Source organism: Franzmannia pantelleriensis, assembly GCF_900102875.1.
Taxonomy (GTDB): domain Bacteria; phylum Pseudomonadota; class Gammaproteobacteria; order Pseudomonadales; family Halomonadaceae; genus Franzmannia; species Franzmannia pantelleriensis.
This window is the reverse complement of the sequence record NZ_FNGH01000035.1, coordinates 1-2,319: the sequence shown is the minus strand read 5'-3', so window position 1 is coordinate 2,319 and position 2,319 is coordinate 1. Positions and strand designations below refer to the sequence as shown.

General features: G+C 64.8%; 3 protein-coding genes. All 3 read right to left on the bottom strand.

Going from position 1 to position 2,319, the window contains the following annotated elements; translation table 11 throughout:
• Window positions 1-38 precede the first annotated feature (38 nt).
• From tnpC to BLT16_RS20420, 3 genes are read right to left on the bottom strand one after another with little or no spacing between them, the layout of a single operon-like run.
• A complete protein-coding gene (gene tnpC / locus BLT16_RS20430) occupies window positions 39-1,634 on the bottom strand; it encodes an IS66 family transposase (RefSeq protein ID WP_089660777.1) in 1,596 nt (531 codons plus the stop codon).
• A 42-nt stretch (window positions 1,635-1,676) separates the two neighbouring features.
• A complete protein-coding gene (tnpB, locus tag BLT16_RS20425) occupies window positions 1,677-2,033 on the bottom strand; it encodes an IS66 family insertion sequence element accessory protein TnpB (protein ID WP_089660776.1) in 357 nt (118 codons plus the stop codon).
• On the bottom strand, window positions 2,030-2,239 hold the full coding sequence (locus BLT16_RS20420; RefSeq protein WP_245701638.1) for a hypothetical protein: 210 nt from the start codon (window positions 2,237-2,239) through the stop codon (window positions 2,030-2,032). The genes tnpB and BLT16_RS20420 overlap by 4 nt, the downstream gene beginning before the upstream one ends.
• Window positions 2,240-2,319: the final 80 nt, after the last annotated feature.

Genomic DNA, 2,319 nt, shown 5'->3' with positions numbered 1-2,319 from the left:
GGTAAGCGCTCCACCAACCCCACCTGTTGCGGCCTGAGTTAGACCGGCAGCGTGTCTTTCCAGCGCCAGGGCAGCAGCGTGCCGTGGTCGTCATCCTCGCCGAGGGTTGGCAGGGTCTCGAACACGAACTGCAGGTACTCGTAGGGTGAGAGGCCGTTGGCCTTGGCGGTCTCAATCAGGCTGTAGATTGCCGCGCTGGCCTGGGCACCGCTCGGCGTGTGGCTGAACAACCAGTTCTTGCGACCGACGACGAAGGGGCGGATGGCGTTCTCGGCCGGGTTGTTATCCAGGGGAATCAGCCCGTCATCGAGGAAGCGGGTCAGTCGTTTCCACTGACCATCCAGGTAGTGCAGCGCTCTGCCCAGCGCGCTCTTTGGCAGCACCTGCGTCAGCGACTTGTCGAGCCAGGTGCGCAGTTGGGTGATCAGCGGGCGACTCTTCTGCTCCCGCAGTACCCGGCGGGCCTCGGGCTCCAGGGCCTTGGCCTGCTTCTCCACGGCGTAGAGCTTGCGGATCTGGTTGAGCGCCCAGTCGGCCTTGCCGGTCTTGCCCTTGGGCTGCATCTTCTGCGCCTCGACGAACCTGCGTCGCGCGTGCGCCCAGCAGCCGGCATGGGTGATGCCGTTCTGCCGCACCACCTCGGCATAGCCTTCGTAGCCATCGGTGACCAGGCGACCGGCATAGTCACCCAGCAGGCGCACGGGCACCCGTCCGGCTCGGCTGGCGTCATAGTCGAACAGCACCACCTGTTGACCCGGCGGTCCCCCGCGTTGCAACCACATGTAGGACGTTGAGCTCGCGGGCCGGTCGGCCTCGGCGTTGACCTGCAGCGTGGTCTCGTCCATGTGGATCAGCGGGGCCTGCAGCAGGTGCTGACGCAGGGCCTCGACCAGCGGCATCAGCCGCTCGCCGACCTGCACCATCCAGCGGGCCAGGGTGTTGCGCGGGATATCAGCGCCGTGACGCGCAAAGATCTGGCTCTGCCGGTAGAGCGGCAAGGCGTCCTGGTACTTGGCGGTGGCCACATAGGCCAGCAGCGTGCCACTGGCATTGCTCTTCGGCAGCAGCTTGGCCGGTGCCGGGGCGATCTGCACGCCCTCTTCGCAGTCTGGGCAGCCGTACTTGAGGCGCACATGGCGGATCACCTCGATCCGCGCCGGCACGACGTGCAGCTCCTCGCTGATCTCTTTGCCGATCTCCTTGAGCTCGGTGCCGTCGTGGTGGCAATGCCGGGCATCCTCGGGGAGCTCATGGATCATTTCGACGCGGGGCAGTTCGGGGGGTAGCGCCACGCGGCCACCACGGGTGCGGCGCTTGGCCGGCTGAGGGGGTTCGGCCGGCACGTCAACAGCGTCATCCTCGGCGTGGGAGCTGGCGTCCTCCTCGTCGACTGCCACTTCGGCCTCGTTGATGAGGAGGTCACCCTGCGCGACGCGATACTTTTCGGTGGAGGGACCGAACTGACGCTCGATGGCCAAGCGGAACTGCTCAAACAGTGCAGCCTTGGCGGCTTCCCACTCCGCCTCCTTCTTCTCCATCAGTTGATGAAGACGCGCAATCTCCTCTTGCTGAGTACGCACTTGGCGCTGCAGCTGGGAGACGCTGGCAGAGGGAGTCGAGGCCGTGGAAGTCATGCCGGCATTTTACCAAGCGGTGCTGCTGGAAGCAGCAGAAAATCAGCCAACCGACTGAAAATCCAACGCCTTATGGGGACGCATAGCGCTGAGGTCATAGCCATCTAGGAGCCAGTTCAGCTCCTGGCCAGAGAGGGTAACCGTGTCGCCCTCCAGCCGATCCGGCCACTTGAAGCGCTCCCGCTCCAGGCGCTTGTACCAGACCACGAAGCCGTTACGCTCCCAGAACAGCAGCTTCACCTTGTCGCGCTGGCGGTTGCCGAACACGAAGACCGCCTCCTCGAAGGGATTGAGCTCCATGGCCTCCTGAACCAGCAGGGCCAGTCCATCGATCTGTTTGCGCATGTCGACCGGCTCGCGGCACAGGTAGACGCGCAGCCGGGTATCCGGCCGGATCATCGAGCCACCTCCACGGCGACGAAGCGCAGCGGCCGATGGCGAGGTGGCACGAGCACACCCTGCACCACCAGGCGCTGCTCCCACGCCAGCAGTGACGCCAGCTCCAATCCTTGCTCCTCGGCATACTCGCTCAACGCCATCTGCCGGGAGGAGGCATGGAACAGGTGGCCCAGCCAGAAGGCCTGTGTCGAGGTCAGGTCAGTCATGATGCCCTCCTTGCTATCGGATGACACCAGTCTGACGGGCGCTACTCAGCTGCAGAAGATGGGGTTTGTGGAGCGCTTAC